The sequence below is a fragment of the Candidatus Poriferisodalis sp. genome, from assembly GCF_965198245.1.
GTDB lineage: Bacteria > Actinomycetota > Acidimicrobiia > Acidimicrobiales > Poriferisodalaceae > Poriferisodalis.
In genome coordinates this window covers 3,534,202-3,560,095 of sequence record NZ_OZ240249.1, presented here as the reverse complement: position 1 = coordinate 3,560,095, position 25,894 = coordinate 3,534,202, and the positions used below count along the sequence as shown (strand labels likewise).

General features: G+C 66.9%; 22 protein-coding genes and 1 pseudogene. 20 read left to right on the top strand and 3 right to left on the bottom strand.

Annotated elements, in window-relative coordinates:
• Nucleotides 1-111: 111 nt before the first annotated feature.
• From ACOCMM_RS15885 to rpiB, 9 genes are all read left to right on the top strand, one after another.
• Nucleotides 112-1,455 carry a homoserine dehydrogenase gene (locus tag ACOCMM_RS15885; protein ID WP_419554104.1) on the top strand — a complete coding sequence of 448 codons (1,344 nt, stop codon included), beginning with the start codon at nt 112-114 and terminating at the stop codon, nt 1,453-1,455.
• Nucleotides 1,456-1,479: 24 nt separating this feature from the next.
• On the top strand, nt 1,480-2,880 hold the full coding sequence (thrC, locus tag ACOCMM_RS15880) for a threonine synthase (RefSeq protein WP_419554902.1): 1,401 nt from the start codon (nt 1,480-1,482) through the stop codon (nt 2,878-2,880).
• 210 nt (nt 2,881-3,090) lie between these two features.
• Entirely contained in the window at nt 3,091-6,003 is a 2,913-nt protein-coding gene (locus tag ACOCMM_RS15875; protein ID WP_419554103.1) for an RCC1 domain-containing protein, read from the top strand.
• A 260-nt stretch (nt 6,004-6,263) separates the two neighbouring features.
• Nucleotides 6,264-7,664 (top strand): hypothetical protein, encoded by a 1,401-nt coding sequence (locus tag ACOCMM_RS15870; RefSeq protein ID WP_419554102.1) that lies wholly within the window; start codon nt 6,264-6,266, stop codon nt 7,662-7,664.
• A gap of 72 nt (nt 7,665-7,736) precedes the next feature.
• Complete coding sequence (locus ACOCMM_RS15865) at nt 7,737-7,994, top strand: type B 50S ribosomal protein L31 (RefSeq protein ID WP_419554101.1); 258 nt, start codon at nt 7,737-7,739, stop codon at nt 7,992-7,994.
• 97 nt (nt 7,995-8,091) lie between these two features.
• The gene (locus tag ACOCMM_RS15860; protein ID WP_419554100.1) at nt 8,092-9,168 is read left to right on the top strand and encodes a hypothetical protein; all 1,077 of its coding nucleotides are present in this window, start codon (nt 8,092-8,094) and stop codon (nt 9,166-9,168) included.
• A gap of 33 nt (nt 9,169-9,201) precedes the next feature.
• Complete coding sequence (gene prfA, locus ACOCMM_RS15855; RefSeq protein WP_419554099.1) at nt 9,202-10,308, top strand: peptide chain release factor 1; 1,107 nt, start codon at nt 9,202-9,204, stop codon at nt 10,306-10,308.
• A 33-nt stretch (nt 10,309-10,341) separates the two neighbouring features.
• On the top strand, nt 10,342-11,886 hold the full coding sequence (gene prmC / locus ACOCMM_RS15850; protein WP_419554098.1) for a peptide chain release factor N(5)-glutamine methyltransferase: 1,545 nt from the start codon (nt 10,342-10,344) through the stop codon (nt 11,884-11,886).
• Nucleotides 11,887-11,915: 29 nt separating this feature from the next.
• Complete coding sequence (rpiB, locus tag ACOCMM_RS15845) at nt 11,916-13,649, top strand: ribose 5-phosphate isomerase B (RefSeq protein ID WP_419554097.1); 1,734 nt, start codon at nt 11,916-11,918, stop codon at nt 13,647-13,649.
• 159 nt (nt 13,650-13,808) lie between these two features.
• Here rpiB and ACOCMM_RS15840 read toward each other — a convergent pair.
• A pseudogene (locus ACOCMM_RS15840) lies at nt 13,809-14,933 on the bottom strand (ISL3 family transposase); the annotation flags it as partial.
• A 231-nt stretch (nt 14,934-15,164) separates the two neighbouring features.
• Here ACOCMM_RS15840 and ACOCMM_RS15835 point away from each other — a divergent pair.
• From ACOCMM_RS15835 to atpC, 10 genes are all read left to right on the top strand, one after another.
• Nucleotides 15,165-15,584, top strand: coding sequence for an AtpZ/AtpI family protein (locus ACOCMM_RS15835; RefSeq protein ID WP_419554096.1), 420 nt, complete (start codon nt 15,165-15,167; stop codon nt 15,582-15,584).
• Nucleotides 15,581-16,063, top strand: coding sequence for an ATP synthase subunit I (locus tag ACOCMM_RS15830; protein ID WP_419554095.1), 483 nt, complete (start codon nt 15,581-15,583; stop codon nt 16,061-16,063). Before ACOCMM_RS15835 ends, ACOCMM_RS15830 begins: the two co-directional genes overlap by 4 nt.
• The gene (gene atpB, locus ACOCMM_RS15825; protein WP_419554094.1) at nt 16,060-16,851 is read left to right on the top strand and encodes a F0F1 ATP synthase subunit A; all 792 of its coding nucleotides are present in this window, start codon (nt 16,060-16,062) and stop codon (nt 16,849-16,851) included. Before ACOCMM_RS15830 ends, atpB begins: the two co-directional genes overlap by 4 nt.
• 104 nt (nt 16,852-16,955) lie before the next feature.
• Nucleotides 16,956-17,207 carry an ATP synthase F0 subunit C gene (gene atpE, locus ACOCMM_RS15820; protein ID WP_419554093.1) on the top strand — a complete coding sequence of 84 codons (252 nt, stop codon included), beginning with the start codon at nt 16,956-16,958 and terminating at the stop codon, nt 17,205-17,207.
• 9 nt (nt 17,208-17,216) lie between these two features.
• The gene (gene atpF / locus ACOCMM_RS15815; RefSeq protein WP_419554092.1) at nt 17,217-17,768 is read left to right on the top strand and encodes a F0F1 ATP synthase subunit B; all 552 of its coding nucleotides are present in this window, start codon (nt 17,217-17,219) and stop codon (nt 17,766-17,768) included.
• Between the two features lie 93 nt (nt 17,769-17,861).
• Nucleotides 17,862-18,389 (top strand): ATP synthase F1 subunit delta, encoded by a 528-nt coding sequence (gene atpH / locus ACOCMM_RS15810; RefSeq protein WP_419554091.1) that lies wholly within the window; start codon nt 17,862-17,864, stop codon nt 18,387-18,389.
• A gap of 11 nt (nt 18,390-18,400) precedes the next feature.
• Nucleotides 18,401-19,954, top strand: coding sequence for a F0F1 ATP synthase subunit alpha (gene atpA, locus ACOCMM_RS15805; RefSeq protein ID WP_419554901.1), 1,554 nt, complete (start codon nt 18,401-18,403; stop codon nt 19,952-19,954).
• Between the two features lie 6 nt (nt 19,955-19,960).
• Entirely contained in the window at nt 19,961-20,938 is a 978-nt protein-coding gene (locus ACOCMM_RS15800; RefSeq protein ID WP_419554090.1) for a F0F1 ATP synthase subunit gamma, read from the top strand.
• 34 nt (nt 20,939-20,972) lie between these two features.
• Entirely contained in the window at nt 20,973-22,430 is a 1,458-nt protein-coding gene (gene atpD / locus ACOCMM_RS15795; protein ID WP_419554089.1) for a F0F1 ATP synthase subunit beta, read from the top strand.
• Between the two features lie 86 nt (nt 22,431-22,516).
• Complete coding sequence (gene atpC / locus ACOCMM_RS15790) at nt 22,517-22,900, top strand: ATP synthase F1 subunit epsilon (protein WP_419554088.1); 384 nt, start codon at nt 22,517-22,519, stop codon at nt 22,898-22,900.
• A gap of 158 nt (nt 22,901-23,058) precedes the next feature.
• On the opposite strand, the gene ACOCMM_RS15785 is transcribed toward atpC, so the two are convergent.
• Together ACOCMM_RS15785 and glpX are read right to left on the bottom strand one after the other, a co-directional pair.
• The gene (locus tag ACOCMM_RS15785; protein WP_419554087.1) at nt 23,059-23,514 is read right to left on the bottom strand and encodes a phosphoribosyl-AMP cyclohydrolase; all 456 of its coding nucleotides are present in this window, start codon (nt 23,512-23,514) and stop codon (nt 23,059-23,061) included.
• 3 nt (nt 23,515-23,517) lie between these two features.
• Nucleotides 23,518-24,558: a class II fructose-bisphosphatase gene (gene glpX / locus ACOCMM_RS15780; RefSeq protein WP_419554086.1), complete on the bottom strand. Its 1,041-nt coding sequence runs from the start codon at nt 24,556-24,558 to the stop codon at nt 23,518-23,520.
• Between the two features lie 118 nt (nt 24,559-24,676).
• Here glpX and lhgO point away from each other — a divergent pair, with 118 nt between their 5' ends.
• Nucleotides 24,677-25,888, top strand: a complete 1,212-nt coding sequence (gene lhgO / locus ACOCMM_RS15775; RefSeq protein WP_419554085.1) for an L-2-hydroxyglutarate oxidase — start codon at nt 24,677-24,679, stop codon at nt 25,886-25,888.
• Nucleotides 25,889-25,894: the final 6 nt, after the last annotated feature.

Below are 25,894 nucleotides of genomic sequence, written 5' to 3'. Positions count from 1 at the left end.
GTGAAGGGATACCGGGGTCAAAGACCACATGCCTCAGACTCGAATGATCTTCGGGGGCAGTCAGCAAAATCCCTGCTGGGGCGGGGGTGCGATGCCGGTACCGTTTCGGCCGTGCCCGAAGCCGCTGCCGAGCCCATGCACCCTCCCGCCGTTGATGCGGGCGCGCCCCGCTCGGTGCGCGTCGGCATTCTGGGTTGCGGCAATGTCGGGGCGGCGCTGGTGTCACTGCTGCAGCGCGATGCCGACCACCTCGCAGGCCGCACGTCGCTGGACTTCGCGGTCACCCGGGTCGCGGTCCGCAATCTCAGCGCCGAGCGATCGGTGGAACTGCGCGCTGGAGTGCTGACCCGCGACAGCGAATCGCTGGTGGTGGCCGATGACGTGGATGTGGTTGTCGAGGCAATGGGCGGCATCGAGCCCGCCCGGCACTTGGTTGCCACCGCCCTCAATGCGGGCAAGCCTGTCGTGTCCGCCAACAAGGAGCTCATCGCCAATGTCGGTGAGGAGCTGTTCGCCGCGGCCGCGGCCAGCGGCGTGGACTTGGCGTTCGAAGCGGCCGTAGCGGGCGGGATCCCGCTCATAGGCGTGCTGCGCAACTCGCTCGTGGGCGAGCGCATCACCCGGGTGATGGGAATCGTGAACGGTACGACCAACTACATCCTCACCCGGATGACCGAGGACGGGGCCGACTACGCCGAGGTCCTGGGTGAGGCACAGCGTCTGGGCTATGCCGAGGCCGATCCCACGGCCGACGTCGAAGGATTCGATGCCGGAGCCAAGGCGGCGATCCTGGCGATGACGGCATTTGGCGCCAAGGTCGTGGCCGGCGACGTCTACGCCGAGGGCATCAGCGGGATCGGCAAGGACGACATCGCCGCGGCGGCCCGGATGGGCCATGTCATCAAGCTGCTTGCAGTCGCTGAGCGTCAGAACGGCGAGATCGCTGTGCGAGTGCATCCGGCGATGGTGCCCATTGATCACCCGCTGGCCTCGGTGCGTGACGCCTTCAACGCCGTCTTCCTCGAGGGCGAAGCCGTCGAAGATCTCATGCTCTACGGGCGGGGAGCGGGCGGCTTCCCGACCGCCAGCGCCATGCTGGGCGACCTCATCACGGTGTCGCAGAACCTGCGTCGGGGTGTCTGCGATGGCTTCGGCCCGCTGGCCGCGGCGCGGCTGCGGCCCATCGACGAGACCTACACCGCGTATCACCTGCAGTTCGACGTGACCGACAAGCCCGGCGTGCTTGCCGCGGTGGCTGGCGTCTTCGGCCAGCACGGCGTGTCGATCCGCTCGGTCGAGCAGACCACACGGGGCGGTGCCGCCGACGGCATCGCGCACTTGGAGTTCATCACCCACCGCGCTCGCGAAGCCGACGTGGCCTCAACGCTGCGCGACGTGCGCAACCTCGACGCCGTGCGGAGCATCGGCAACGCGATCCGCGTGATCGGCGACTAGCCAGCGGGATTGACTGGCCGGAACATGCGCTACATCAGCACCCGGGGCGACGCCCCGATCCTGGAATTCGGCGATGTGCTGCTCGAGGGCCTTGCCTCCGACGGCGGGCTGTATGTGCCCGTTGAGCTGCCGGCAATCAGTGCGAACGACTTGGCTGATTTTGTTGAACTCGAGTACCACGAGGTGGCAGCACGGGTGCTGGCTCCGTTCGTGGCGCCGTCACTGAGTGTCGACGAGCTGGCCGAACTGACCCTCGACGCGTACTCCACCTTCACCCATCCTGACGTGGTGCCGACCAGCCGGTTGGCCGCGGGTGAACACCTCGTGGAGCTGTTCCGGGGGCCGACGCTGTCGTTCAAGGATGTAGCGCTGGCGCTGCTGGGCCGTCTGTTCGAACACGAGCTCGCCCGGCGCAGCACGACCATGACGATCGTGGGTGCCACCTCAGGAGACACCGGATCGGCAGCCATCGATGCGTGCCGCGACCGTGAGGGCATCGAGTTGGTGATGCTGCATCCGGCTGGCCGGGTCACCGAGATCCAGCGGCGCCAGATGACCACGGTGGACAGCCCGAACATTCACAACGTGGCCATCGACGGCACTTTCGACGATTGCCAGGACTTGGTGAAGGCGCTGTTCGGCGACCGACCGTTGCGCGAGCGGATGCGGCTCGGAGCGGTGAACAGCATCAACTGGGCCCGCGTGGCTGCGCAGACCGTCTACTACGTGACTACTGCGGTGAAGCTGGGCGCACCCGAACGGGCCGTGTCGTTCTGCGTTCCGACCGGCAACTTCGGCAACGTTCTTGCGGGCGACGTGGCCCGCCGCATGGGCGTCCCGATCGACCGGCTCGTGGTTGCCACCAACCACAACGACATCCTGGCTCGCACCCACCGCACCGGCGACATGGCCATCAGCGAGGTGCGGCCCTCCACCAGCCCGGCCATGGACATCGGAGTGTCCAGCAACTTCGAACGACTGCTGTTTGAGCTGGGTGGCCGCCGCGGCGCTGCACTCGCAGCCGACATGGCTCACTTCCGTGCCGAGGCTTCCTTGGCATTGGCGCCTGATGTACTTGCTGGCCTGCGTGCGGGCTTCGATGCCGGCTCTGCGAGCGAGGACGAGGTGGCGGCCACGATTGCCGCCGTCGACGAAACCGACGGCCGGCTCATCGACCCGCACACCGCAGTGGCACTCACGGTGGCGCGCCGTGACGCTCCGGCGGGCGGATGGACCACTCCCATCGCCGTCATGTCCACCGCCCATCCGGCCAAGTTCGGCGAGGCGGTAGTCGAAGCCACCGGCCGGCAACCCGAGCTGCCACCGTCACTGGCCGCCCTTGCCGACCGAGACGAGTACCTCACCGCTCTCCCGAACGACCTCGCCACCCTGCGCGACTTCGTCATCGCCCGCTGCACACCTTGATGGTGCTCGGCATCGGCGGAACTGCTGGCTTCTGCGGAGATTTGACGGGGTTGTGATGGCGATGAAGAAGCCACGGAGGCCGTGGGAGATTCATGAAATAGCGTGATGCTCGCTTCGATCGTGGGGTGCCTGCGAGAGAGAGGGTGTGCAATGCGAAGGCTCGGGTTTGGAGTCGGATCGCTGATTGTCGTTCTGGGTGTACTGATACCGGTGGCGTCGGGCGCTCAATCCGACAGTGGTGCTGCGCCGGAGACTTCAACGTCGCCATCGAACACGAGTCCGCTGCCCGCGTGTCCCGACGATCAGCATGAGCACGCCTACACGGGCAGCCCGTGGTGCCATAACGATCACACAGCCGAGAACGGTGATTGTCGCATTCATCGGCCCGACGGCACCCATGCGGACGGCCGCCATGCGCACATCTACACGGGCAGCGCGTGGTGCCACAACGATCACACGATCGAGAACGATGATTGCCGTACTCATAGATCTGACGGCACGCATGCGCCCAACCCGTGCAGACCCGACCCCGCGACCGCGAAGTACATCATGCTGGCGCCTGGCGGCTCGCATGCCTGCGGCTTGCAGGTCGAGGGGACGATCGGCTGCTGGGGTTCGAACGGTGTCGGCCAAACCGATGCTCCGCTCGGCACGTTCCGATCGCTCGTTTCTGGCGGCAGTCACACTTGCGCCGTTCGCACCGACGGCACCCTCGCGTGCTGGGGTTGGAACAAGCAGGGCCAATCGGAACCTCCCGATGGTGCGTTTGCCACGGTGTCTTCAGGCCCTGCACACTCCTGCGGCTTGCGCGTCGACGGCACGGTCGGATGCTGGGGCGACAACGACAGTGGCGAGGCGGACGCGCCAGCCGGACGATTCACAGCCGTTGAGGCCGTCTGGGACGCAACGTGCGGCCTGACCATCCGCGGCGAGATTGAGTGCTGGGGAGGCAACTTCATCGGGCGGAGGGGAGCACCCGCCGGGCCGTTCTCAGTGATGTCGGTCAGTGATGACGGCGGCGTGGTTTGCGGATTGCGCGACGACGGCACGGCAGAGTGCTGGGGTCGCGACTATGCGCCTGTCTCCGAGCCGCCGTCTGGGGAGTTCACCACCATTGAGGCGAGCGGCTTTCACGCGTGCGGGCTGCGAGTTGACGGCACGGTCAACTGCTGGGGCAAGGATGATCTGGGCCAATCATCAGCACCGGCAGGACGGTTCAAGGCGATCACGGTGGGCAACGATCACTCGTGTGCTGTGCGCGTGGACGGAGCCGTCTTCTGCTGGGGGAATGTGAAGGAGTCCCAGGCCCAGCCTCCGGCCGGGCAGTTCACCGACGTCACTTCCCGGTGGGACCAGAACTGCGGCCTGCGCATCGATGGTGCAGCTGTGTGTTGGGGCGCGGGCTACGACCGCCGCGATATCGCGCCTGGGGGCAGGTTCAAGTCGATCGGCACAGGCGACTGGCACGCTTGCGGAGTACGTGACGGCGGCGCAGTCGAGTGCTGGGGGTGGAACTTTGCACGACAACTCAATGTGCCCGAAGGCCACTTCACCTCGGTCAGCGGCGGCAGCTACCACACGTGCGCGCTGACTGTTCAGGGAAGCGCCACCTGCTGGGGCGAGTTCGGCACTCCAGAAGCCCCCGGCTATTACAGCCCGGAGGAATCGTTTGACTCTCTCGACTCTGGAGGTAGCCGTGCGTGCGGCCTTCGCGCCAGTGGGACGGTCCTGTGTTGGGACGATAGGGGCCCGGTGGACGCGCCCTCGAAGCAATTCTCGTCCATTTCCGTCGGCGCGGGGCATTCGTGCGGAGTCTTGACCGCCGGCGAGATTGAGTGCTGGGACTTCAATGACCGCGGCCAAGCCGAGCCGCCTTCGGGGCAGTTCTCGTCGGTGTCTGCGGGCGAAGGGCTGTCGTGCGGGTTGCGCACCGACCACACCGTGACCTGCTGGGGCTGGAACCAATGGGGACAGACAAACGCGCCCGCGGGTCACTTCACCCAGGTAGTTGCGGGAGCTTGGCACGCATGCGCCCTCCGCCCCGACGGCGGAATCGTGTGCTGGGGCGACAACAACGACGGAGAACTCGAGGCGCCAGAAGGGAACTTCGCTCATCTGGCGATTGGCCGTAATTTCGCATGTGCGATGCGCCCGCAGGGCACCGCGGAGTGCTGGGGCAACGGCGGTCGCGGCAGATTCGCGCCCGCCCAAGAGGCTGCAGCCTCGGCAACGACACTGACCGGCGCACGCGCGCTGATAGATGTCAGTCTCACCCATGCCTGCGGGCTGGACGGTGACGGAACGATGACGTGCTGGGGAAACGTCGATACTCAGCCGCCGTCATCGCAGTTCTCGACGCTGGCGGTAGGCGACAGGTTCTCCTGTGGCCTGCGCGCCAATGGCGCCATGACGTGCACGGGAGTGCTCGGCGAAATCGCCTTCGACGGCGGAGGTCGTCGTTTCAGGTCGATCTCGGCCGGGACGTCCATGCTGTGTGCGCTCGGAGTCGACAGCGGTGTCTCTTGCTGGACCCGTGAGGATCGTGGATCTCAGGTCGCCACTCCCGACGGCAGCTTCGTCTTTGTGACGGTCGGTCACCAATCTGGCTGTGGGATTCGCGACGACGGTTCAGTGGATTGCTGGGATTACTTGTCGTCGGAGAATGGCCTCAATCAGGTGAACCCGCCGGCAGGACCGTTTACGACCGTCTCGGTCGCACCGGACGGAGTTCTGGCGTGCGGCATCCGCGAGAATCAGACCGCCGCCTGTTGGGGTGATGACCATTTCAGCCGGACCAGGGTTCCTTACGGTCGCTACACGCAGCTCACCATCGGCCGGAATCACGTCTGCGCGCTGCGAGCAACAGGCGACGCCGAGTGCTGGGGCAACGGGTCGTTCCCCCGAGGGCGCCCGCCAGACGACCGTTTGATCGCGATTGCTGCTGGGCACGATCACACCTGCGGTGTGAGGCCGAATCGAACGCTGGTGTGTTGGGGCGACAACGACCAAGGACAGACCAAGGCGCCCAGCGGGGACTTCATTGCGCTGGCGTCCGTGGGTGACCGCACGTGCGCACTGCAAACCGACAGATCTGCCGTGTGCTGGGGCAAAGCGTTCCGATAGGCCCCTCCCCGCACCGCTTCCGCCTGAGGTGGCAAATCAGACGAATGCACTGCCTCCAATAACGACTGGTAGCCGTCGGGAAACGTCGCCGGTAGCGTCGGCACTGATCGATGGTTCCCTAGTGCAGGGCTCGCTCGGGCGTCACGGGACCGGATCGCTGGGTCGGGCGCTAAGGCCCGAAACAGGAAACGCAGACTCACTTCGCAGCCCGAGGGGCGTCGCGAGAGCAGGCCGGAGCTTCTGAGGTAGCCATGTCGGACATGCCGGATCGTGCATTGCTGGAGGCCAAAGAACGGGACGAACTGCTCCAGATCGCCGCGGCGCTCGGCATCGAGGTAGCACCCCGTGCCCGCAAGAGCACGATCATCAGCGCCATCCTTGCGCCCGAGGGGGCCGACGGCGACACGGGCGGCAAGGCCGAAGATCCGGCCGAAGCCGTTGCAGAGACTCCGACGGTCACGAAGCGCACCCGTACACCAGCACCGCCTCCTGAACCTGTCGCTTCGAGCGGCTCTGACGCCGACGCCCATTCGTCCCCGGCCGTCGACGATCAGGATGCGCCAGCAGCAGATGCCAGCGATACGCAGTCCGACGATGAGGGATCCGGGCCGGACGTGCCCGTGGCCGAGGAAGGCAACCGCCGCAGCCGCCGCCGCGGTCGAGGCCGCGACGACGGACCGATTGTCGGCGAGACCGTCCATTGCGATGGCCTGCTGGACCTGCGAGACGAGGGCTACGGCTTCCTGCGCACCAACGGCCCGCTGCCTTCGGCCGACGATGTCTATGTCGCGGCCCGGCAGGTACGTCAGTACGACCTGCGCCGCGGCGACCGGATCACCGGCGTCAGCCGTCCAGCGGCCCGCAGCGAGCGCAACCCGGCACTGCTGCGTCTCGACACGCTCAATGGCGAGCTGCCGCCCGAACAACCTGACCGACCGCTGTTTGATGACCTCACACCGGTGCTGCCCACCGACGCATTGCGGCTCGCGGGCCCCCAGAGTGCAGGAACACTCGCGACCATCGACAACCTCGCCTTGATCGGCATGGGCTCACGCGGCCTGCTCACGGCGAGCGGGACGCACTCTGCATCACCACTGATGGCGGCAATGGCCGCTGCCATCGGCGACCAACATCCAGACATCCACCTGATCGTGCTGCTCATCTCCGAGCGGCCCGAGGACGTCACCGAATTGACCCGTCGGCTGGAGACCTCGGGTGAGGTTCTGGCATCTACGTTCGACCGACCGCCCGAAGAGCACCTCGCCGTGGCGGAGCTCACACTGGAGCGCACGAAGCGCATGGCGGAGTCTGGAGACGACGTCGTGATTCTCTTCGACGGATTGACGCGGCTTGCACGTGCCTACGCGGCAGGTGGGAATGGGCGACACCAGCCCGCCGACACCGTGGGTGCAGCCATCACGTCGACGCTGCGGTTCTTCGGAGGCGCCCGGAACCTGGAAGACGCTGGTTCCATCACCATGGTGGCAACGGCGCGTACGTCAACGGGCAACCAAGTCGACGACCTGGTGGCGGCGCGGCTGCGCGAGGCGGCGAACCTCGAGATAGCGCTCACTGGGGGCCTGCCCGGAGTCGCTGATCTGGAGGCCGGCGATGTCTCGGTGGACCGCGACCGCAGCTTCAGCCTGGGTGAGCACCGTTGATCTGCACTCGATGCGGTTGCACCCCCGGCGCCTTAGGCTGATTGCCCCGGAACCTTCGAATCAGGGAACACGATGAAGAGCGACATCCATCCGAACTACAGGCCCGTGGTGTTCCGCGACGCCAGCGCCGACTTCGCGTTCCTCACCCAGTCCACGGTCGAGACCAACGACACGATCGAGTGGGCCGACGGCAACACCTACCCGCTGGCCAACGTTGAGCTGTCCAGCGCCAGCCACCCCTTCTTCACCGGGCAGATGAAGATCGTCGACACGGCGGGCCGCGTGGAGCGCTTCGAGCGCCGCTACGGCCAGCGGAAGCGACGGAGCTGAACGGGCCACCGGTTCGGCGCAGCCGGCGGGTGCTACGAGCGTCACCAATGGGCCGGCACCGCAGTCTCGAAACGCCCCACGCCTGAGGGCAGCCACCATGGCGCTCGACGCTGATCGCATCCGGGCCCTTCACGCGGCGAAGCTGCGAGCCCTGGCCCGTGCCGTGCTCGGCGTCGATCTGGCTGAAGTCTCGGGCACCGATGACGGAGCCCTGGCCGTTGCCTCCGATGCCGAGCCGGCAGTGGTGTGCCTTGCCCAGGAGCGAACGCAGCGAGCGTTGGGTGGCGCGTTGGCGCTGGCGGTGCGCTCTGGTTGCGACGGCGTGCATGTCTTTGCTGAGAACCACAGCGACGTGCTCGCTCGGCGGGCAGCGTGCTTTGTCCCAGCACCGATCGTGTGGCAGATCGAAGGGTCCGGTGCCACCATCGCCGAGGCGGCGCCGCGGTCGACCGAGCCCCCACCTCCGCGTGCGCCCGAGCTGGTAGCGCTGCTCGGCGCTGCCGGTGTCGAGGTCATGGTCGAGCACGGCGTGATCACGGGCGAGGTGGAGGGTCTCGAAGTGGCCCGCATCGTCGCTGTGCCCTCCAGCGGCGACACGGGAGCCAGCGACGACGACGGCGATGCGGGCGATGTACGCGAAACCTCGGCGGAGTGGCAGATCGAGGTCGGAGTGGGTGCTCACGATCGCGAGGCCTTCTCGTTGCTGCACGCAGATGAGCCGACGACCGAGGCCATCCGTCGCGTCGCCGACATAGTGCGGAGCCATCGCACGCCGGGAGCGTCTCCCCATCCGCTCAACCGCATGGGTGCGGCTCGCTGGCTTCGCTCGCTGCTGATACGGCGACCGGATCTCGTGGGTGCAGGCAGGCTGCGAGCGGCGTCGTCGCCGCTGCCTCGAGGGGGTCCAAAGGACCCGGCGCCCGCTGTGGCCTACGGCCTGACGCCCGACGGCCGCCGCTTGGTGGTGGTGGTGTGCGTCGGCATCGACCTGGACGTGGTGCCGTTCGCAGCCGACGCTCGGTTGTTCCTCGATCCTGACGCCGAACTGGTGGTTGCGCTGCCTCGTCGCGACGCCCACGAGGTCATCGCAAAACTGGCGGCCCGGCTTCGCAGGCCTGCACAGATCGTCGAGGTCGACGACGGGTGGCGCACTATCACCGCCATCGATCACTGATCCGCCCACTACCCCCCCAGTTAGCCTGAGCGCGTGTCGGGCGCCTTTGAAGCCTTCGAATCTGAACGGCTTGTCGCGCTCGAAGCCGAGCGGGCCGAGCTGGAGCAGAAACTCGGCGAAGGCGCTGCCTCGGGCGACCGAGCGCAGTTCGCCGAACTCGGCCGGCGCCTCGCTCGGATCGGCGAGATCATCGACGTCGCCCACGAGGCTCGCGATGCACAGGCCGACGCCGAAGCTGCCCAGGACCTTCTCGACGCCAGCGACGGCGACGATGCGGCCGAGGCCTCGGACATGCTGGAGGTCGCGACCGAGCGAGCAGCAAGTCTCGACGAGCGGTTGAAAGACCTGCTGCTGCCCCAGGATCCAAACGACGAGCGCGATGTCATCGTGGAGATCCAGGGGGCCGAGGGCGGCGAGGAAGCCAACATCTGGGCACGAGACCTGTTCGAGATGTACCGGGCGTATGTGGCCGCGCAGCCGGGATGGTCATTCGAGCTGCTCGGCAGTCAGGACAGCGACATGGGCGGCTTCACCAACGTGACGTTCGCAGCGCGCGGACCCGGCGTGTGGCGGACGCTGAAGCACGAGGGCGGACCGCACCGAGTGCAGCGAGTACCGGTGACCGAGTCCCAAGGCCGCGTCCACACATCGTCGGCGACAGTGAGCGTGCTGCCCGAAGCCGAGGAAGTGGACGTCGAGATCGATCCGAATGATCTCATCGTCGACACGTTCCGCTCATCGGGACCGGGAGGCCAGTCGGTCAACACCACCGATTCCGCGGTGCGCGTCACCCACAAGCCCACGGGGGTGGTGGTGTCGATGCAGGACGAGAAGAGCCAGCTTCAGAACCGAGCCAAGGCCATGCGGGTGCTGCGCTCGCGGCTCCTGCAGCTCCAGCAGGAGGCCCACGCTGCAGAGGTGGCGGCCCACAAGCGGGACCAGGTCCGCGGCGGAGGCCGCTCCGAGAAGATCCGGACGTACAACTTCAAGGAGAGCCGGGTCACCGATCATCGCGTCGGTCTCACGATCTACAAGCTGGACCGGGTGCTGGCCGGCGAGCTGGATGAGATCGTCGAAGCTCTCGCGAGTGCTGAGCGCGAGCAGCTCTTGGCTGCTGCCGTCGCCGACGGCGGTGCTTGACACCGTCGCCGGGGGAGGGAACGGAGCTCGGTCATGGCCCATCCCGACGGGCTGACGCTGGGCGACCTGTACCGGGGACTGCGTGCGCAGTTCGAGGCTGCCGGTGTGCCCGAACCCGAGGTGAGCGCGCGCCGTATCGCGGCGGAAGCCAGCGGGCGCGACGCCGCCGTGGTCGCCCTGTCACCGCAGACGCCGATGACTGTGCGCATGGTGGCGCACGCCGACGCCATGGCCGCCCGTCGGGTGGCGGGCGAGCCATTGCAGTACGTGCTCGGCAGCTGGGGTTTCCGCAAGCTCGACCTGGCCACCGACCGCCGTGCGCTCATCCCTCGCCCTGAGACGGAGGTGGTTGCGGGCATCGCCATCGACTGGCTCCAAAGGACAGTGCGCCGCCGGCGTCTGGCAGAAGTGAACGTGGCCGATCTGGGCACGGGGTGCGGCGCGATCGCTTTGTCAATCGCACACGAGGTGCCCCAGGCCCGCGTGTTCGCCACCGACAGTTCAGCCGATGCGCTGTCGCTGGCGGCAGCGAACATGGCTGGTCTGGGCAGCGCAGCCACCCGTGTCTCACTCCATCAAGGGAGCTGGTTCGAAGCACTCGAAGGACTGCACGTCGGGAACGACTGCGTGACCGAGCTCCGGTTCCAACGACTTGATCTCATCGTGTCCAACCCTCCGTATGTGGCCGACGGCGATGTGCTTTCCGCTGAGATCGACGACTGGGAGCCACACGGGGCGCTCTACGCCGGACCGGACGGACTCGACGCGGTAGGCACGATTGTGCGTACCGCCCGCAGCTGGTTGGCACCGGGCGGTCTGCTCGTGCTGGAGATCGCGACGGCACAGGCACCGGCGGTCGGAGCCATAGCGGTCGCGCACGGTTACGAAGAGGTGCGAATCGAGCGGGACCTCGCTGGCTTCGATCGGGCGCTCGTTGCGTCGCGCCCGCGCTCTGAACCCGACGCATGGACCATTGACCAAGCGGCCGAAAGGCTGCGCGCCGGCGAATTCATCGTGGCGCCCACCGACACTCTCTGCGGTGTCATGGCTCGCTACGCCGACACCGACGCGGTCGCCCGCGTGTGCGACGCCAAGGAGCGTCCCCACAGCGAGCCCATGCCGATCCTGGTGTCCGGCCTCGAACAGGCCGACGAACTAGTGGAGCTGTCCCCACAAGCCCGCGCGCTCGCGCAGCGACACTGGCCGGGTGGTCTGACGCTGGTGGCGCGGCGCCGAGGGGGTCCAGACCCGCTGCACGGCCGGGAGACCCTGGGAGTCCGAGCACCGGCGCTGGGCTGGCTGCGCTGGCTCATCGACGAGGTCGGGCCCGTCACCGGCACGAGTGCCAACCGTCACGGCTACGAGACGCCGGCCAGCGCCGTGGAAGCAGCAGCGAGCCTCGCTACACGTCCGGGCGAGATGGCCTCGCCTGGACGGATCATCCGCGGACGGGCACTCGGGGGATTCGCCTCCACCGTGGTAGACGTCACCGGAGACAAGCCCGTTGTCCTGCGAACCGGTGCCGTGCCCGCCGAATCGCTTGAATTCCCAGAATTTCCCGAAGAATCTGGCGCCTGAGGGGCATCGGCGGCTGCGAGACTTACGCGGTGGCTCACGACAATTTCCCAATCACGCCTGCGCCAGTGATTGCGCTCGCCGCCGATCACGCTGGCTGGGAACTGAAAGATCGCTTGGCGGAGCACCTGCGTGCAGGCGGTTACGACGTCGTCGACCTCGGCACGAACGGCCCCGATTCGGTGGACTATCCCGACTTCGGTGCAGCGCTGGGCGAAGCTGTCGCGGCTCGAACGGCGGAGCTTGGCGTAGCCGTGTGCGGCAGCGGCATTGGCATCGCCATGGCCGCCGGCAAGGTGGCGGGCATCCGGGCCGCCACGGTCCACGACGAGACCTCGGCCCGGCTCGCCCGCGAGCACAACGACGCCAATGTGCTCTGCCTCGGCGCCCGCCTGCTCGACGCAGACCTGGCGACAGGTGCGCTTGACGCCTTCCTTGGAGCGGCCTTCGAGGGCGGGCGCCACGAGCCGCGGGTCCGCAAGATCGACGGGAATCCACGCAGCCCTGCCCACCCGCGGTCTGCGAGCTGGGCACCGCTCGCCGATCCCGAGATCGAAGCGGTGCTCGAAGCCGAACTCGAACGCCAGATGACCTCGCTGCAGCTCATCGCGTCAGAGAACTTCGCCTCTCCCGCGGTGATGGCCGCGACCGGCAGCGTGCTCACCAACAAGTACAGCGAGGGCTACCCCCGCCGCCGCTACTACGGCGGCAACGCGAACGCCGACACAGCCGAGCAGCTCGCCATCGACCGGGTGAAGGAGCTCTTCGGCGCGGAGCACGCGAACGTGCAGCCGCACTCGGGCTCGCAGGCCAACGCTGCGGTGTACCTGGCGCTGCTCGACACCGGTGACACCGTGATGGGCATGAGCCTCGACCAAGGCGGCCATCTCACGCACGGATCGCCGGTGAACGTGAGCGGACGGCTCTACAACTTCGTCAGCTACGGCCTGACGCGAGGCGACGAGCGGATCGACTACGACGCGATGGCCGAGCTGGCCCGCGAGCACCGGCCCAAGCTCATCGTGGCGGGTGCAACGGCCTATCCGCGCCGCATCGACCCGGTGCCGTTCCGCGAGGTCTGCGACGAGATCGGCGCGGTGTTCATGTTCGACGCCGCGCACATCGCCGGGCTGATCGTGGGCGGCGTGCACATCAACCCGGTGCCGTACGCGGACATCGTCACCTTCACCACCCACAAGACGATGCGCGGACCACGCGGCGGAACGATTCTGTGCACTCAGGAATACGCCAAGCGCATCGACTCAGCGGTATTCCCCGGCAGCCAGGGCGGCCCACTTGATCACGCGGTTGCCGCCAAGGCGGTGGGTTTCGCCGAGGCTGCACGCCCCCAGTTCGCCCAGTACCAGGCCCGAATCGTCGAGAATGCAGCAGCGCTGGCTGACGCGCTTGGAAACCACGGCTTCCGGCTGGTCTCGGGCGGCACGGACAACCACCTGCTGCTCATCGACCTGCGCACGTTCGACGCCGACCTGACCGGCAAGGTGGCCCAGGAAGCCCTCGATGCAGCCGGCGTGACGTTGAACCGCAACTCCATCCCTGACGACCCCCGTTCGCCCTTCGTCACGAGTGGCTTGCGGATGGGCACGCCGTCGGTCACCACCCAAGGCATGGGACCGGCCGAGATGGCCCGAATCGCCGAGTTCACAGCACGGGTGCTGCGGGCCCCAGATGACGAAGCGATCATCACCCAGGTGCGCGCCGAAGTAGCTGAGCTCTGCGCCGCTTTCCCGCCCTACAACCAGTAGACGACGCCCCCGCTGAATCGGTGCGATTCGCAAACAAGTTGAGCCTTCGCGGTTTTGTGGGATCGGGCTGCTGGGCTCGGTGTTGTCAGGCTGTGTGATGAGGATGCCGCGGGCTTCGAAGTTGGCGTAGTTGGTGAATCGGTGGGCTTTGCGGCGCAGGACCTGCAGCAGGTTGTCGGTCCGGTCGATTCGGCCGTTGGGGGGCCGTGGGGCTCGGTGCCAGTCGAGGATTTCCTCGTGCCAGGCGAGGAACGTGTCGACGATGTCGCTGAACTCGGGTATCTGGCCGGTGCGGTAGATGTCCGCGAACCGGTCGAGCGCTTCGAGGGCGCCTTTTCGGTCCTTGGCGAGGTAGAGGCCGTGCAGCTCGCCGAGCGCTGCCCATGCAGCCTTGAGCCTCGGGTGGGCGGCGAAGAGGCCGTCGAGGCGTGCTCGCTCGGTGGCGTCGAGCGTGTCGGGGCGGCCCATGAGCAAGAACCGTGCCCGGAACACTTCGGGGTCGGACGCCGGGGTGGAGCCCTCGGGGCGGCGCTGGACGTCGCGGCGCACCGCGGTCAGCCCCGCTGCGAACCATCTGATGACCCGGTACCGGTCCAGCACGTGGCGGGCGCGGCCGAGCCGCCGTTCGATTGCTGCCTTGTACGGCTTCGAGCCGTCGGACACCACGACCTTCACGCCCTTGCACCATCTGTGCCCCTGGGAGGCCAGGAACCCCGACAGCGCCTGGGCGTTGCGGTGGGGCACCATCGCGAGCACCTCGCCGGTGTCGCCGTTCACGAGCACCGTCACGTACCGGTGCCCACGGCGGATCGAGGTCCCCTCCACCAAAAGCAGCCGGCATCCTCGCCGCCGCCGGCGGTCCGCGACCAGCCCCGCATAGACGACCACCAGCGCATTGACCAGACCCCAGCCCAGCCGGCGGCGGCGGGCCGCCGCGTTGACCGTCATCGCCCGCGCGTCCTGGACCACACGACGGGCCAGCCGGGCCGTGAGACGGCCCTCGAACGCCGGGCGGTCCTCGCAGAACCGACCGCCGCACGGCCCCCACACCAGCCGCCGCCGCCGCCACACCAGCGTCACCGGCCGACCCGACACCTCCAGATCGCGCACCTTGTTGTCGCGGCGGCCATGCACCCGCCCGCTCGGCGTCGCGCAGCGCGGCCACTTCGGACCCAGCACTGTCGAGACGACCCCCACCGCCAGCCGCTCGGGCAAGTCGACCAACACCCCCAGCACCCGCACCTGCGCCAGCCACAGCCGCACCGACACAACATCTCTCGCCATCGAGGCCCTCCAGGGCTCGGCGCCTGCAAACACCGAACCCAGCAGGGCCTCGACCCCTACCCAAGGACCCTCAACCCACCGTCATCCCAAAAAATCGCGAAGAGCCGACAAGTTGGCGTCGAGTCGGTGAACCCGCGCCTCATGTGCGGAGGCTTGGTCTAGGCCGTAGATTGCGGGCGGCTTGGCTGGCGCTCGCCTCGTTAGTTCGTGCGGAAATGAACGCTGATCGGGGTGCGCTTCGACACGCTTACCCAGGCATCGGAGACCCCCGGACCCATGCGATCGCACGCTGCGCGCGAAGAGAAGCGGACGAACCGCAGCCGCACCGGCAGTGAGGACGGCCTGGCCAAGGCCATCGAGATCGTGGTGACACCGGCGATCTTCGCCGCGGCAGGGTTTGGCTTGGATCGCTGGTGGGGCACTGGGCCGTGGCTCGCGCTGAGCTTCGGTGTGGTCGCGTTCATCATGAAGCTCCTCGTCGAGTGGTACCGCTACGCCGAACGCATGCAAGTCCACGAGGCAGACATCGCCGCCAGCCGTCCCTCCGGGCAGCGGGGCATCGATCGCTCCGCTGGCATCGACGAGCCGGCATCGCTGCCGACTGGCGTCTCGCTCGAGGCCGACACCGCCTCGACGCCAACGCAGTCATGACACCGGCGACGTCCGACGAACGAGCCGAAACCGGCAGCGACACGTATCCCGCCAGCGACGACGGCTCGCCAGAGCGCGACATCGCGTTCGACATGGCACGTCGCAGCCTCTGGGTCTTCCCTGCCTGGGTCATCGTCAGCGGATTCATCTGGGGCGTCGGCGGCGCACTCTCATCAGCGCTGGGTTACGCGCTGGTCATCGGCAATCTTGCTGCGGCCGCGACGCTGATGGCGTGGGGTGCACGCACCTCGCCGGTCGCACTCATGGGTGTCACGTTGGGCGGATTCATCGTGCGTCTCGCGGCGCTCGCCGGCATCGTGCTCGCGGTCAGCCCGCTCGGCTTTTTCGAGCCCATACCCATCGCGATCACCATCCTCGCGAGCCACCTCGGTCTGCTCACGTGGGAGATCCGATATGTTTCCCTGCGGCTCGCAGCCCCAGGCCTCGATCTTCAACGTCCCGGCAAGGAGCAGAAGTGAACTTGCTAGCGCTGACCTTCCCTGACATCGGTCACCTCTTGGAATGGCCGAACATCATTCCGGGTCTCGACGACTCGGTGTTCGCGCTGAACAAGGTCGGCATCATCTACATCTTCGCTCTCGTCGCTCCCGTGACGATCTTCGTGATGGCCAAGCGTCGTTACGAGCGGGCGGAGGTCATCTCGGCACCTCGTGGCATTCAGACGGTGGCGGAGACGTCGGTGACGTTCATCCGCGAGAACATCATCATGCAGACCATCGGAACCGACGGTCTGCGCTACCTGCCCTTCCTGCTGACGCTGTTCTTCTTCATCTTTTTCTCGAATATCACCGAGGTATTTCCCTTCATCCATTTCCCGGCAAACGCCCGAATGGCGATGCCGGTGGTGCTGGCGCTATTGGTGTATCTGATCTTCAACAGCATCGGCATCAAACACCACGGGCTGTTCGGCTACCTCAAGAACGTCACCATCCCGCCGGGCGTTCCCAAGCTTCTGCTGATCATCGTCTTGCCCGTCGAGTTCGTCTCGACATTCGTCGTGCGACCCTTCTCGCTGGCGGTGCGGCTCTTCGCGAACATGCTTGCCGGGCACCTGCTACTCGTGACGTTCGGCGTGCTCACTGCTGCGCTGTGGGACACGAGTCCATTGGCAGCCATCGTGTGGGCTCCATTCGTTGTGCTCATCGGCCTGACAGGCTTCGAGATCCTCGTCGCGTTCCTGCAGGCATTCATTTTCACGATCCTGGCCGCCGTGTACATCGGTGGCGCCTTGCACCCCGAGCACTAGGCCCGGAACCAGCCCAAACGATCCAGCCCGACCACCGGCCTCACCGTGCCTCAGCGCTGCGGCCCCTGCCTCATCAACCCGTACAACACAGGAGAAAACGAGTAATGGAATTGCTCGCACAAGCGGACAACGCACTCGACGGCCTGAAGGCGCTCGGCGCCGGCCTCGGCTATGGCCTCGCGGCCATCGGCCCGGGCGTCGGCATCGGCCTCGTCGTCGGCAACGCCATCACAGCGATGGCACGCCAACCCGAGTCGGCGGGCATGGTCCGAACGACCATGTTCCTAGGCATCGCGTTCACCGAGGCCTTGGCCCTCATCGGTTTCGTGGTGTTCATCCTCCTCAACTTCGCGTAGGAGGCACACATGAGCGCCAATTTGAGCAATATGGCATCCGGCCTGCTCGCGGCGACCGAGGGCGAGGCCACCTCCAACCCGATCATTCCCGAGTGGAATGAGGTCATCTGGGGCTCGGCGGCTTTCCTCATCCTTCTCATCGTGATGTGGAAGTTCGCCCTGCCGCCGATCCGGCGTGCGATGGAGGCGCGTACCGAGCGCATCCAGGGCGACCTCGACGGCGCTGCCGCCGCACGTGCCGAAGCCGACGACCTTCGTTCGCAATACGACGCTCGTCTGGCTGAGGCCAACGCCGAAGCGGCACGCATCATCGAAGAAGCACGGGCAGCTGCCGAGGCAGTGCGCCAGGAACGGCTCGCCGCGATCGAACCTGAGATCGCCGAGCGCCGTGCCCAGGCCGAAGCCGACATCGAAGCGGCTCGGGCTCGGGCAATGGCCGAGGTACGAGCCGACATCACGTCGATCGCCGTGGGCGCCGCCGAGCAGGTGGTGCGCGCCAGCATCGACGAGGCGGCCCACGCCCAGCTGATCGATGACTACATCGCACGGGTGGGGAACTGAACGTCCCGCGTCACGCCCGTTGTCGCCTCCTGATCGGGGCCGGCGACCGGTGCGGCTCGGGACAGGAGATGAGCAGATGACCAGGATCGAACAATGAGCGAGCGAACCGAGGGGTACGCCAGCGCAGTTGTGGCGATCGCGCAGGCCGAGGACGTGCTCGACCGCGTGACCGAGGAACTGTCCGCAGTCGGTCGGGCCGCCGCGGAGAACGAGGAACTGCGCCGCGTGTTGACCGACCTCACGGTCCCGGCCTCGCGTCGCATCGGCATCATCGAGGACCTGCTGGCTGCGCAGGCGTCGCCAGTCACCCTCAACGTGGTGACGATGCTGGTCGGTGCCGGCCGCGGCGGCGAAATCGATGCGATCGCGGACGAAGCCCTCACGCTGGCGGCTGCCACGCGAGGAGAAGCGGTGGCCGAAGTCCGCTCGGCCGTCGCACTCACCGATTCCCAGATCGCCCGGGTTGCCGAAGCGCTCAGCCGGGCCAGCGGCCGCAATGTGACCGTCCATGTCGTAGTGGACCCCGAGATCATCGGAGGCCTGTCGGCCCAGATCGGCGACACCGTCTTCGATGGCTCAGTTCGCACCCGGCTCGACAAGATGAAGGAGCGCCTGTCGTGACCGACCTTTCCATCAACCCGTTGTCCATTGATACGGGCGATATCACCTCGGCAATTCGCCGGAACCTCGAAGGTTTCGACCCGTCGATCGAGTCTGGCACTGTCGGGCGCATCCTCGAGGTGGGCGATGGCATCGCCCGCGTCTCAGGGCTGCCGGGCTGCTCGGTGAACGAGATCCTGGAGTTCTCCAGCGGAGACGTGGGTCTTGCACTGAACCTCGACGAGAATTCCATTGGCGCGGTCGTGCTCGGCAGCGTCGAGTCGATCGAAGAGGGCCAGGCCGTGAAGGCAACTGGCCGCATCCTGTCGGTGCCGGTCGGCGACGCAGTGCTGGGACGCGTCGTCAACGCGCTGGGAGAGCCGATCGACGGGCGAGGCGAGATCACCGGCGCTATCGAGCGCCGCATGGAGATCCAGGCGCCTGGCGTGATGGGTCGCAAGCCGGTGCACGAGCCGCTGCAGACCGGCATCAAGGCCATCGACTCGATGACTCCAGTCGGACGAGGCCAGCGCGAGCTCATCATCGGCGACCGCAAGACCGGCAAGACGTCGATTGCCGTCGACACGATCCTCAACCAGGCCGGTCTCGGCGTGAAGTGCATCTACGTGGCGATCGGCCAGAAGGGCTCGACGGTGGCGCAGGTGGTCAACACGCTGCGGGAGCGCGGCGCCATGGAGTACACGGTCGTGGTCTCCGCGCCTGCTGCAGATGCTGCACCGTTCAAGTACCTGGCTCCCTATGCCGGCTGCGCGATGGGCCAGCATTGGATGGAGAGCGGCGACCACGCACTGATCGTTTACGACGACCTCTCCAAGCAGGCCGAGGCGTACCGCCAGATGTCGCTGCTGTTGCGCCGTCCGCCGGGACGCGAGGCTTACCCGGGCGATGTGTTCTACCTGCACAGCCGGCTGCTCGAGCGTGCCGCCAAGCTGTCCGACGTGAACGGTGCCGGCTCACTGACAGCGCTGCCGATCATCGAGACGAAGGCCGGGGACGTCTCGGCGTACATCCCGACCAACGTGATCTCCATCACCGACGGCCAGATCTACCTCCAGGACGACCTGTTCAAGTCCGGCGTTCGTCCCGCGGTGGACGTGGGCATCTCGGTGTCGCGCGTGGGCTCTGCTGCGCAGACCAAGGCCATGAAGAGCGTGGCTGGCACCCTCAAGATCGACTTGGCTCAGTTCCGCGACCTCGAAGCATTCGCCACATTCGGCTCCGAGCTCGACGCCGTGTCTGCCGCCCAGCTGGGCCGTGGCTACCGACTCGTCGAGCTGCTCAAGCAAGGGCTCAACTCGCCCATGCCTGTCTCCGAGCAAGTGGTGGTCATCTACGCGGGCACCAACGGCTACGTGGACGGCATCCCGGTGGAGGACGTGAACCGCTACGAGACCGAGCTGCTGGCGTACATGAGCACCCGCCACAGCGCCCTGATGGAGCACATCCGTTCAACCGGCGCGCTTGACGAGGCGGCGCTTCAAGCGGCTGTGGAGGCATTCGGCGCCCAGTTCGTGACGTCGGACGCCGCTGGCAGCGAAGACACCGCCGACGCCGCGGAGAGCTGATCCTCTATGGCAAGCGGTCAGGAGCGCATTCTTCGGCGTCGCATCAAGTCGATCGAGGCCACGAAGAAGATCACGCGCGCCATGGAGCTGATCGCGGCATCACGCATCGTGCGGGCGCAGACCCGAGTACGCGCAGCACGGCCGTACAGCGAGAAGGTAACCGCGGTCATTGCCAACCTTGCGTCCGCGGGCGGCGAGGCCGATCACCCGCTTCTGCGCGAGCCGACCGACGTCGCCAAGGTGGCCTACGTGGTCATCGCTGCGGATCGTGGCCTGTGCGGCGGCTACAACAACAACGTCCTGCGAGCCACCGAGCGTGCAATCGCGGCTGACGCCGCTGCGGGCCGTGGCTACGAACTGGTGCTGTCGGGCCGCAAGGCCCAAGGCTACTTCCGATTCCGGGACTACCGCATCGCTGCCGGCTTCGAAGGCTTCAGCGACCAGCCGAGCTACTCCGATGCCCAGCGGATTGCTGAGGCGGCCACGGCGCTGTTCGAGAGCGGCGAGTGCGGCCAGGTGAAGCTGTCCTACACCCAGTTCCACTCCATGGGCGTTCAGGAAGTGGCGATCGTGCCGTTCATGCCACTGGACTCCGGCGACTTCGGCAGCGGTGACGCTGATGGGGACGGGTCGGCCGGTGGTCCTTCGGGCGGCTATGAGTTCGAGCCCGAGCCCGCCGCCATCCTCGAGCGTCTGCTGCCGCGCTACGCCGAGGCCCGGCTGTACTCGGCCCTGCTTGAAGCCTCGGCTTCGGAACATGCGGCCCGCCAGCGAGCCATGAAGGCGGCCACCGACAATGCCGAGGACCTGAAGACCAACCTGACGCGCGTCATGAACCGTGCCCGCCAGGACGCCATCACCACCGAGATCATGGAGATCGTCGGCGGCGCCGAGGCACTGTCCCAGACGGCCGGCGGCGAAGTCGACTTGCTCTCAGACACCATCGAAGCTCGTACTGCAAACCTGTTCCGCGCACGCGAGTAACCAGACCGAACCCCGCCTCCGAGGAGAGACAGCGATGACGATGACAGAAGAGAGAACTGGCGCAGAAACTGGCGATCACGCCGATGGACGCGTCGTGGCCATCGCCGGGCCGGTCATCGATGCGGAGTTCCCGTCGGGGGCGCTCCCCGAGATCAACACCGCCGTCGAGATGCATGTCGAGCTGGAAGGCGCACCCGTCACCATCACCGGCGAGGTCGCCCAGCAGATCGGCGACAACCGCGTTCGCATTGTCTCGATGAAGGCCACCGACGGACTGACCCGCGGCATGACGGTGACAAACACCGGCCGGGGCATCGCCGTGCCGGTGGGCGACGGCGTGCTCGGCCACATCTTCAACGTGCTGGGTCAGCCGCTCGACGGCGCCGATTTGACCGAAGGCATCGCGGATCAGTGGGAGATCCACCGTCCCGCGCCGGCCTTCGACACGCTCGAACCGAAGGCGACGATGTTCGAGTCCGGCATCAAGGTCATCGACCTGCTCGAGCCCTACGTGGAGGGCGGCAAGATCGGCCTCTTCGGCGGTGCCGGCGTGGGCAAGACGGTGCTCATCACCGAGATGATCAACCGTGTCGCCTCCCAGCACGGCGGCGTGTCGGTCTTCGCTGGAGTCGGAGAGCGCACCCGTGAGGGCACCGACCTCTATCTGGAGATGGAAGAGTCCGGTGTGCTCGAAAAGACAGCGCTGGTCTTCGGCCAGATGGACGAGCCGCCCGGTGTGCGGCTGCGCGTTGCGCTCTCGGCGCTGACGATGGCGGAGTACTTCCGCGACGTGCAGGGTCAGGAAGTGCTGCTGTTCGTTGACAACATCTTCCGCTTCGTACAGGCCGGCTCGGAAGTGTCCACCCTGCTGGGCCGCATGCCGTCAGCGGTCGGCTACCAGCCCAACCTGGCTGACGAGATGGGCGAGCTGCAGGAGCGCATCACTTCGACGTCGGGCCACTCGATCACGTCGCTGCAGGCCGTGTACGTGCCGGCGGACGACTACACCGACCCTGCGCCGTTCACCACCTTCACCCACCTCGACGCAACGACCGAGCTGAGCCGGCAGATTGCCTCGCTGGGCATCTACCCAGCGGTGGATCCGCTGGCGTCGACCTCCACCATCCTCAGCCCCGAGGTGGTGGGCGACCGGCACTACGCCGTGGCGCGGCGCACGCAGGAGATCCTGCAGCGCTACAAGGAGCTGCAGGACATCATCGCCATCCTGGGTCTCGACGAGCTGTCCGAGGAGGACCGCATCACCGTCGACCGGGCTCGCAAGATCCAGCGGTTCTTGAGCCAGCCGTTCTTCGTGGCCGAGGTCTTCACGGGCCTGCCGGGCGTCTTCGTGCCAGTCTCGGAGACCATCGAATCGTTCGAAATGCTGTGCAACGGCGATCTCGACGATCTGCCCGAGCAGGCGTTCCTCAATGTCGGCAACGCCGAGTCCGCGATGGCCAAGGCGCGAGACCTGGCCCAGGGCGGGGCCTGAGAGCTGCCTGCGCACGCAGCGGACTCGGGTATCGACGGCAGCGGCAGAGCGGCACACGGAGGCAGACGGGATGCAGGTTGAGCCAAATGCAGGTTGAACTCGTCTCGCCCGAAGCGGTGCTGTTCAGCGGCGAGTGCAGTCAGGTAGTGACTCGCACGGTCGACGGCGACATCGCATTCCTGGACCACCACGCTGCCTTCATTGGTGCACTCGACATTGGGCAGACCCAGCTGTGGGCCTCCGATGGCATCGTGACGCTGGCCCTGAACCGTGGCTTCGTGGAAGTCAGCAACAACGTCGTCACCATCCTCAGCGATGCTGCCTTCGCAGCCGACGAGATCGATGTGGCAGCCGCTCAGGCAGACCTCCAAGCCGCCCAGGCTGCACTTGCGGCAGACGTAGACGACGACGAGGCCAAGGCTGCGCTGGCTTGGGCCGAGACGCGCATCGCGGTCGCCGGAGCCGCTTGAGAAGTCTCGTCGTCACAGGGTGATCCGGGCGTCTGCGAACATCTGAGAGTCCTGCTGCTTCGCTGAGAGGGCTCGTCATGATCGAGCTGCCTGATCAGTTCGTGCTGATGCCCGAGAACTTCGACGAGTAGCAGCGCTGATTCAGCTTTCGAGACAGTTCAACTGCTGAGGTGGCGCAGCTGGCTCGAGTCGTCCACAGAGCGGTAGTAGCAGCCTGGGCGGGCTGAACCGCTGGCGTCGCGTGTGTGACAGGCCCCGCCTGCGTCGCGCCGCACCCGGTACAGCAACGAGTTCTGCTCGCAGTTCACGCGCACGTCGACGAGCGAGAGGGTGTCGCCCGAGGTGGCGCCCTTGTGCCAGATCTCATGGCGCGAGGTGGAGTACAGCACGGCGCTGCGTCGCTCCAGGGTCAGCCGCAACGCCTCGTCGTTGGCGTAGCCGACGAACAGCACGTCGCCGGTGTCGACGTCCTGCAGTACGACTGGCACGACCTGGTGGCTGTCGCGGCCGATCTGAGCAACCTTGCCGAAGTCGATGCGGGCCACCGTGCCTTCTTCAAGGTCGTCGAGCGCTGGCTCTGTCTGGGGCGCGATATCGGTTCGGGAGTCAGCCATGGCTCAGGTGAAGTCCACCGCCGCGTAGGCGCTGAGCTTGTCGATGTCGTGGGTGGCTTCGATGCGCCGCACTGTGCCGCTGCGCGAGCGCATCACCAGCGAGTCGGTGGTGGCACGCTGCGCGGTGAACTTGACACCCCGCAGCAACTCTCCGTCGGTGATGCCCGTGGCGGCGAAGAAGACATCGTCGGACTGCACCAGATCGTCGATGTGCAGTACGCGCTCGAGGTCGAAACCGGCCGCTACGGCCGCTCGCCGTTCGTGGTCGTTGCGCGGCCACAGGCGACCCTGCAACTCGCCGCCGAGGCACTTGAGCGCCGCCGCGGAGATAATGCCCTCGGGCGTGCCGCCGATGCCGAAGAGCACGTCAGTGGTATCGCTGGCCGCCGCGGAAATGGCCCCGGCGACATCGCCGTCGGGTATGAGCCGGATGCGGGCGCCGGTCTCTCGGATCTCCCGGATCAGCTCACCGTGGCGGTCGCGGTCCAGTACGACAGCGGTCAGGTCCCGCAGGCCTTGCCCGGTGACTTCAGCGATCGCCCGGAGGTTCTCCGACGGCGAGCGGTTCAAGTCCACTACTCCCTTGGCGTCGGGACCCACCGCGATCTTTTCCATGTACACGCATGGGCCGGGATCCAGCATGGTGCCTCGCGGCGAGACTGCGATGACCGAGATGGCGTTCCCCCGGCCGAGCGAGGTCAGCGTGGTGCCGTCGATCGGGTCCACCGCTACATCGGTGAGTGCGCCGGTGCCGTCGCCGATGAGTTCGCCGTTGAACAGCATCGGCGCCTCGTCCTTCTCGCCCTCGCCGATGATCACGATGCCGTCCATGGGCACGGTGCTCAGCACAACTCGCATCGCGTCGACGGCGGCACCGTCAGCGCCGTCCTTGTCGCCGCGACCCATCCAGCGAGAGGCGGCCATGGCCGCTGCTTCTGTGGTGCGAACCAGTTCCAGCGCCAGGTTGCGGTCCGGAGCCTGGCGGGCGAGATCCGGACGATCGTCGCGGCCTCGATCGCCGAGCGATCTGCGATTGTCATTCATTGCAGCCGACCATAGTGCTACCGCCGTCTCGAACCCACGGCGGCGGGCCGTAGACCGCCGCGCAATCAACTCGGCGGCGGGCCGTAGCCCTTTCGATTGGCCCGCTAGCTTCGCTTCGATGACTAGCGCCCGGTCCCCGTCAGCCCGCGCGGATCTTGCCGTGGTCGGCGCGGGAATCATCGGCCTCGCGACCGCGCACCGCTATCTCGCAGATCATCCCGGTCGCCGCGTGGTGATCCTGGAAGCCGAAGACCGGCCGGCGATGCACCAGACGGGCCGGAACTCCGGTGTGCTGCACTCGGGCGTTTACTACCGGCCCGGTTCAGCCAAGGCGGAGTTGGCGGTCGCCGGCCGCAGTTCGATGGTCGAGTTCGCCCGACAGCGGGGCATCGCTCACGAGGTGTGCGGCAAGGTCATCGTGGCAGTCGACAGCTCCGAGCAGGAGCGGCTCGCGGCACTCGCCGAGCGGGCCGCCAGCAATGGCGTTCCCGCCGAGTTCATTGACGCTCGGCGCTTGGCTGAGCTGGAGCCGTATTGCGCTGGGGTGGAGGCGCTGCTGATTCGCGGCACTGGGATTGTCGACTACGGCGCAGTGTGCGACGCGTTGATCGGCGAGATCGAAGCAGCGGGCGGCGAGATGCGCATGGGTACGGCGGTGGTCGGGCTCAGCGAGGGCGCCGACAGCGTGCGGGTCACCACGACAACTGGCGAGCTGGTGGCGAAGAGCCTGGTGAACTGCGCGGGGCTGCGCTGCGATCAGGTCGCAGCGCTGGTGGGTGCAAGGGGCGGTTACCGGATCGTCCCGTTCCGCGGCGAGTACTACGAACTGGTGCCCGAGCGCTCGCATCTCGTCAACAACCTCATCTATCCCGTGCCTGACCCGAGCTTCCCGTTCCTGGGCGTACACCTCACCCGCATGATCGACGGCACCATCCACGCCGGCCCCAACGCCGTGCTTGCACTGTCCCGTGAGGGCTACCGCTGGAGCGACATCAGCGGAGCCCAGCTGCGCGAGCACGTCACCAACCGCGGCCTGTGGCGTCTTGCTCGGCGCTATTGGCGCACGGGCGCGGGGGAGGTGTGGCGGTCGCTGAACAAGACAGCGTTCACCCGGGCGCTGCAGCGGCTAGTGCCCGACATCGAGTCGTCCGACTTGGTCCGCTCAGCCGCTGGCGTGCGTGCCCAGGCCATGGATCCCGACGGTGAGCTCGAGGACGACTTCGCTGTAGCGACCGCTGGGCGCAGCACCCATGTGCTGAACGCCCCGAGTCCCGCCGCCACCTCCAGCCTGGAGATCGCCAAGATGATCGTGAAGCGGATCGACGGCTGAGACTGG

Coding starts and splice junctions, on each gene's coding strand:
- thrC (WP_419554902.1), top strand. CDS start 1,480: ATGCGCTACATCAGCACCCGGGGCGACGCCCCGATCCTGGAATTCGGC.
- ACOCMM_RS15870 (WP_419554102.1), top strand. CDS start 6,264: ATGCCGGATCGTGCATTGCTGGAGGCCAAAGAACGGGACGAACTGCTC.
- ACOCMM_RS15865 (WP_419554101.1), top strand. CDS start 7,737: ATGAAGAGCGACATCCATCCGAACTACAGGCCCGTGGTGTTCCGCGAC.
- ACOCMM_RS15860 (WP_419554100.1), top strand. CDS start 8,092: ATGGCGCTCGACGCTGATCGCATCCGGGCCCTTCACGCGGCGAAGCTG.
- prmC (WP_419554098.1), top strand. CDS start 10,342: ATGGCCCATCCCGACGGGCTGACGCTGGGCGACCTGTACCGGGGACTG.
- ACOCMM_RS15830 (WP_419554095.1), top strand. CDS start 15,581: ATGACACCGGCGACGTCCGACGAACGAGCCGAAACCGGCAGCGACACG.
- atpE (WP_419554093.1), top strand. CDS start 16,956: ATGGAATTGCTCGCACAAGCGGACAACGCACTCGACGGCCTGAAGGCG.
- atpF (WP_419554092.1), top strand. CDS start 17,217: ATGAGCGCCAATTTGAGCAATATGGCATCCGGCCTGCTCGCGGCGACC.
- atpH (WP_419554091.1), top strand. CDS start 17,862: ATGAGCGAGCGAACCGAGGGGTACGCCAGCGCAGTTGTGGCGATCGCG.
- ACOCMM_RS15800 (WP_419554090.1), top strand. CDS start 19,961: ATGGCAAGCGGTCAGGAGCGCATTCTTCGGCGTCGCATCAAGTCGATC.
- atpD (WP_419554089.1), top strand. CDS start 20,973: ATGACGATGACAGAAGAGAGAACTGGCGCAGAAACTGGCGATCACGCC.
- atpC (WP_419554088.1), top strand. CDS start 22,517: ATGCAGGTTGAACTCGTCTCGCCCGAAGCGGTGCTGTTCAGCGGCGAG.
- ACOCMM_RS15785 (WP_419554087.1), bottom strand. CDS start 23,514: ATGGCTGACTCCCGAACCGATATCGCGCCCCAGACAGAGCCAGCGCTC.
- glpX (WP_419554086.1), bottom strand. CDS start 24,558: ATGAATGACAATCGCAGATCGCTCGGCGATCGAGGCCGCGACGATCGT.
- lhgO (WP_419554085.1), top strand. CDS start 24,677: ATGACTAGCGCCCGGTCCCCGTCAGCCCGCGCGGATCTTGCCGTGGTC.